Source organism: Leptolyngbya cf. ectocarpi LEGE 11479 (assembly GCF_015207065.1).
GTDB lineage: Bacteria > Cyanobacteriota > Cyanobacteriia > Phormidesmidales > Phormidesmidaceae > Leptothoe > Leptothoe ectocarpi.
On the sequence record NZ_JADEXP010000369.1, the window covers coordinates 1 to 6232 of the forward strand.

The 6232-nt window shown below is 45.7% G+C and carries 4 protein-coding genes; 3 read left to right on the forward strand and 1 reads right to left on the reverse strand.

The annotated features are described in order from the left end of the window. Positions 1-295 precede the first annotated feature (295 nt). The 3 genes from IQ260_RS25855 to IQ260_RS25865 all read left to right on the forward strand — a co-directional run bounded on the left by IQ260_RS25855 (position 296) and on the right by IQ260_RS25865 (position 5592). Positions 296-1960 (forward strand): tetratricopeptide repeat protein, encoded by a 1665-nt coding sequence (locus IQ260_RS25855; RefSeq protein WP_193995960.1) that lies wholly within the window; start codon positions 296-298, stop codon positions 1958-1960. Positions 1961-2048: 88 nt separating this feature from the next. Next, the gene (locus tag IQ260_RS25860) at positions 2049-3896 is read left to right on the forward strand and encodes an eCIS core domain-containing protein (RefSeq protein ID WP_193995961.1); all 1848 of its coding nucleotides are present in this window, start codon (positions 2049-2051) and stop codon (positions 3894-3896) included. A gap of 91 nt (positions 3897-3987) precedes the next feature. Then, positions 3988-5592: an eCIS core domain-containing protein gene (locus IQ260_RS25865; RefSeq protein WP_193995962.1), complete on the forward strand. Its 1605-nt coding sequence runs from the start codon at positions 3988-3990 to the stop codon at positions 5590-5592. 182 nt (positions 5593-5774) lie between these two features. Here the strand turns inward: IQ260_RS25865 and IQ260_RS25870 are convergent. After that, the coding region (locus tag IQ260_RS25870; protein ID WP_193995963.1) for a hypothetical protein at positions 5775-6232 on the reverse strand (458 nt) is incomplete at its 5' end.

Genomic DNA, 6232 nt, shown 5'->3' on the forward strand with positions numbered 1-6232 from the left:
TCCCCTCGGCTATCGGTAGGCAGATCGTTTTATCCCCGGCGACTCCTCGTCGTTTGCGTTTGGCCATCGTCCTTGGCCTCCAAACTCTATGCCCTCATTTTAGCCAAACAAACTGAGTTGGAACTAGAATTGAGCGTTTCATAACAAGAAATCTCCATATAACCTAAGGTTCCCTGCTAGAAACTTGGATTCTCAGATTTTGGATCACCTGCCCAAATATTGGTTTTGGTTAAGAATTCGGGGAGCCTTGTGGGCAATCTGGGCACTCTACATGAATAAAGATTGATGAGTTGTCATGTTGTTTTCGTGGTCCAAGTATCTGATCCCTGGCGTTACCGTTGTTACCACAGCGCTCGTCTCTATCGTGCCAACCCAGGCGCAGCCGTCTTCATTTGAGGCGCTGTCGGATGTAACCTATTGGACCGATCTGTGTCGGCTGCAGGCCGGTGCTGAAGACTATGAAAATGCCCTAGCGGCCTGTGAGCAGGCGATTGCGCTAGAACCTGAGGATGCTGATATCTGGGCACAGCACAGTGGTATTTTAGTCAGTCTGGATGCGTTTCCAGATGCGATCGCATCCGCCAACCGTGCCCTCACCTTTGACCCCGAAAACTCCCTGGCCATCGCCTACCAATGTGTGGCCTACACCGCCCTCGGAAAAAATGAAACCGCCCTTGACAAGTGCAACGATGCCCTCCGTGTGAACGGCAACTGGGGCAGCGAGAACCCCGCTTTGGCCTGGTTTTATCGCGGTGAGATTTTGGCCCAGGCCCAACAGTATGAGCTAGCCCTGGTGGCCTACGAGCGCACTTTACTATTAGACCCCGAAAATTCCCTTGTACTGACGCGCCAGTGTGAAGCCTATGGCGCCTTAGAGCGCCCCCAGAATGCCCTAGATGCCTGTGGGACAGCCCTAGCCATCGATCAACAGTGGGGAGAGATTGGGCCTGCCCACGCCTGGACCCACCGGGGACAGGCCCACACCCAGCTAAGTCAGTACAACGAGGCGATTTTTGCCTATGACCAGGCCATCGGTCTAGATCCAAATAATGCCCTCACCTGGGCAGCCCAGGGACAGGTGCTAGAAGCACTGCGCCGTAACCAAGAGGCCCTGGTCTCCTATGACCAAGCCGTGGCCATCAAAGCAGATTATGCCCTGGCTTTATTGGGGCAGTGCACCTTACTCAATCGCCTGGGCAGTTATGAACCCGCTCTGGCTGCCTGTGATGCCGCCCTGGATGGCGATGGTGACTGGGGCAATCAAACTCTTGCTAAGGCCTGGAATGAACGCAGTATTTCCCTCACGGGCACCCAACAATATGAGGAAGCGCTGGCCTCCATCAACCGAGCTGTGGGCATCCAGCCGGACTATGTGGCAGCCCATAATCATCGCAGCACTATCTTCTGGTATCTAGAACGCTATCCCGAAGCTCTCGCTGCTAATAAACAGGCCCTCTATCTAGATGACACCTATGCCCCCGCCTGGTTTACTCGCGGTCTGATCTTTCGCGCTACGGGAGAATATACCCATGCTCTCGCGACCTACAACCAGGCCTTGGCCTTAAATCCGTTTAGTGACTGGGGCTGGACCAATCGTAGCTTGGTTCTTTGGCAGCTAGAACAGTACGCAGAAGCGCTGGACTCGGCGGAACAGGCAATTGCACTGAATTCGGAATCAGTGCAGGCCTGGTACAACAAGGGGGTGGCCCTGTCGGCGTTGGGGGAGTATGAAGGTGCGATCGCAACCTACGACAACGTTCTTACCCTCGATGCTACCCATGCCGATGCTCTCACCGGACGCGGCGTCGCCTGGCTTCACCTAGAAGACTACGCTGCGGCCACCGCTGATTTAGAAGCTGCCCTGGCCCTGAATCCTGATCACAGTCTGGCTCAAGACACCCTGACTGCGTTGATAGAAACTCAGCTTGTCGAATCTCTACCACCGCCACCGCCTTCCTAACTGTTGGCTATATCAGCTCTATTGCAGAAATCTATCAGAACATCGTTTTGGTAAATTGTTTTGGTAAATTAATATATCGAAATTTATTATGACTCGTCGCGATCGCACCTCTAAAAAGCAACAACAGTCATCCTCATCCAAACATACTACGTTGCCACCATTACGTCCTTTTGTAACAGATACTGATTCGTTAGAAACAGTCATTGCACCAAAAGCAGACATTTCTACTACTTCCTTTGATCTTAGTCAGATAGGTATCAATGGGACTACAGCAGTAGCCTCTCATCCCACAACGGATTTTATGCCTATCCAAACCAAGCTCACTATTGGTGAACCGGGTGACAAATACGAGCAAGAAGCTGACAATGTAGCAAAAGTTGTTGTGCAAAAAATCAACAGCCCACAGGCTCAGCGTGAAGATGAGATTCAGCGTAGTTCCCTGACAATGAGTTCAATGACGTCATCGATCCAGCGTCAGGGATCAATTTCGGGAGGAACTGCTAGCAATGAATTTGAGAGTAACTTAAACAGTTCTCGTAGCGGTGGCAGTACCCTAGAGCCAACGATCAAAAGTCAGATGGAGTCTGCCATGGGAGCAGATTTTAGTGGAGTAAAAGTCCATACGGATTATCAAGCTGACCAGCTAAGTCGCTCAATTCAGGCTAAGGCCTTCACCACCGGGCAAGATGTCTTCTTTAAGCAGGGAGAATATAACCCCAATAGTCGTAGTGGACAGGAGCTGCTGGCCCACGAATTAACTCATGTTGTACAGCAATCTGGCTCAGCCAAGGTGCAGAGAATGCATGAGCCAATAAAAAGAAATACAACTATTTCTTCTGTGAAGAGTACAGCAATTCAGAGAAATAAAGAAGATGGCATTCCTGACAATGTCGAGAAATACGTTGATAACCTGAAAAAAGTAAAAGAATTCCAGAAATCACCCCTGAAAACACAGATATACAATGGACTCACTAGGCTGGCAGGGCTAAAAGGTCAAACCTACGAAGACTATATCAGTCAACTGTCAAACAATGAATTTGAAAAAGAATGTACAAAGATTTATAAAACACAAGGATATTTATCCAACAACGAAAAAAGCAATATGCAGCAAGATATTGTTGTTCCTGAAAGCTATTATCATGTCACCAAAAGTTTCAATGAGTTTAGCGGATTAGCAACGACAGGAGCAGCCACCTGTACAGCGTTGGCCATGTCTGCAGCTGATGAAAATGGAGATTGTATCTATGCTGTTACCCATATCGATGCTGATAATTCAATTCCTACAGTTATTGATGGCATGATTAAAGACATGAGGTCTCAGCTAGATGGCACGATATCTTTCAAGGCTTATATATCATCTGGCAGTGGTGTGAACCTCAAGAACGGCAACTTAAGTGAGACTTCCAAGGATGTTGCTAATTATCTAAAAAAACAAAAAATAAGCATCGAGTTTACTACTAAGAGTAGCAATATCAGAATTGGTGGCAAATCAGTTGATGATGACATGGTGAGAACCAATGAAAAGATCGGCGTTATTCATTCTAAAGGTGGTAATAACAAGGATCATAATGGCCTCATTCAGCAAATTAAGGCCATGCCTCAAATGAAGGGAAGACATGAAAACTGGGAAAACCTAGACAACACGTCTGATTATAATTCCAGTGTTCATGATCCGATGGAGGGGGCAATTAAAGCTGTGCTACAAAGATGCCAATCTCTAGAAGAGTTAGTAATAAAAAAGAATAAAAATCAAGAGAATAAGAGTGGTAACAAAAAGAACAAGAAGAAGCGCAGGAACAAGAAGAATAAGAAGAATAAAGTTAAGATAACAACTACTCCACAAGATATAGTCAAGATCAAAGAAACTATTACCAGTCTGAAAAGCTGGTATGCCGACTATGCGTTTGGAAAAGATCTGCTGATATGGGCTCAATAGGTATTAGATACATGCTAAGCATCTATGAACTTGAATTATGTCGGCTCGCTCTTGAAGCGAATAATGCTTAATTGATAATTGGGAATTACCTATGAAAAATCGAGATCGCAGCCCAATTCAAAAGCAACGAACCACTCCCAAGATAGCTATATTGCCGGAACCTCGGTCCTTTTCTTCTAAAACGCCTCAGGGAGAGATCAATGTGGCGTCAAAGCTAGAAACGGCTACTAATCCCTTTCATTTCAGTAATCTTACAGTAAGCACAGTTGAGCCATCATCACCATCGACCCCTAATCAAAGCCTTATACCCGGCTCGGTCCAAGCAAAACTAACGATTGGTGAGCCAAACAATAGCTATGAACAAGAAGCAGACAATGTGGCAAAAACTGTCGTAAAGCACATTGACAATTCCCAATCAGATCAAGAACAACCTGCTCTTCATCAAATGCCTACGGTAGCAGCCCCTTTGATGCGCTTACCCTTACAGCGTCAAAGTTCTATTGCCATTGGCCCAGCCAGCCATGATTTTGAGAAGAACTTAAACCAGGCCCGCACTGGTGGTAGTCCCTTAGCACCTAACGTGCAGAGTCAAATGGAGTCCGCCATGGGAGCTGATTTCAGTGGGGTAAAGGTTCATACTGATAGCCAGGCAGCTCATCTCAGTCAATCGATTCAGGCCAAAGCGTTTACCACGGGTCAAGATGTCTTCTTTAAACAGGGAGAGTACAACCCTGATAACCGTAGCGGGCAGGAACTGCTAGCCCATGAATTAACCCATGTGATGCAGCAAAATAGCAGTGCTGTTCGACGACAGCCCATCACGGCATCAGCCCAATCTATTATTCAAAGAGACCTTGAAATTCAAGACGTTAATACATCCTACACAGTAGATGAAATCACAGAGCTATGGGGGATTGAAGACGAACACAAACCAGCCCTACAAGGAATTTTGCAAACGATCGAAAATAGCCAGACAACATTTGCTACTTGGGATGACCTTGAACAGATGGTTGATTCTGTTGCAGGCGATCAGCTTGTCCAAGGGATGGAAAGCTTAAAACAGGATGATTTATCGTGGACGCCATCCGCAAAATTTGGTGGAGCAAAGTCGCTTAGAATGCAAAATGTATTTTACGGCTGGCTAGTGTATGAAAAGCTCTCGAAGAGCGACATTAGACGATATAGAGTTACCCAAAATCCAGGTGCGATGAACTGCTACGAAGCTGTACTCTATGGAGCCTACAGGGCAGGACTAGTCACCAAAGACTTTATTATTCGTGCTCTAAAAGTAACTGGTGTAGAGGATGTTTCTTTACCAGAGTGGGTGCAACGGTATGAGATTGGCTATGGTAAGTTCGATAAAGCTGCAGCATTTTTGAAACAAATTCTCAAATCGCCTTCTGGCCAATGCGATCCTAAGAAAGCTCGCACAGGTCTACCCACCCTGCCTGACAGTATTCCACGGGGCCATATTGTTCTATTTGGTACAGCTGGCCAGCATGTCGCGTTATCCACAGGTAATAAGATTGTTAATAGCCATGGTGAAGCCAAAGAGCACTATGGTGACAAGGGCCATGAAATTCTTGAATTGGATAGCACAACCGATGGAGTAGAGTCATCAACAGTAGAAGACGCCGTCGCTAGAAACTCAGCTTACCGTTCCTTTGTTTCTTGGGGTCCACTACCGTCTGTGTAATTATGGAACGCAGCGTATCGGTAGTGATGATCGCTCTAGAACCTAAGTAAAATCTAAAAGAGGTCTGCAGTTCCTAGTTAACATTAACTGCAGACCTCTTAGTTTATTTTGTTTGAAACAGCAGCTTAGTTCAACATTTGTATTAGAACTGCCTGCTTACTTTTATATAACTCTTACTCTTTTTAGCTTTTATTTTTATTTTTATTTCGCTTTCTATCTCTATTTTTTTTCATCATCCTTTGTCTTCTTTTTTCGAGCTTATCTTTTTTCTTTTGGGCTTCTTCATCAGTGTGATAAGCCTCATTTGGATGTTTGTGCCACTTCATTGATGACCAACTATCATTTGTCTGCCCGACATCCTCACCGATCTTTAAATCTACTGATCCTTTGTATAATACGTTGCCAACAAATCTGTGGTGGCCATCCTTGACTTCTACTGTTTCTACCTGGCTTTCATTCTCGTCATCGACTGTATTCACCTTTCTAGCTGTAGTAATTCCTCCCAGATTGTTAGGATTCTCTTCTAGCCACTTGATGGTTTCCATATTTAGGAAGCTTTGGCCTGCTTCAACTTTATAACTTTTGTCTTCACTGTCATCTCTAATATAAATATAGTTAGGTGGATTGCTAAAGACTGCTT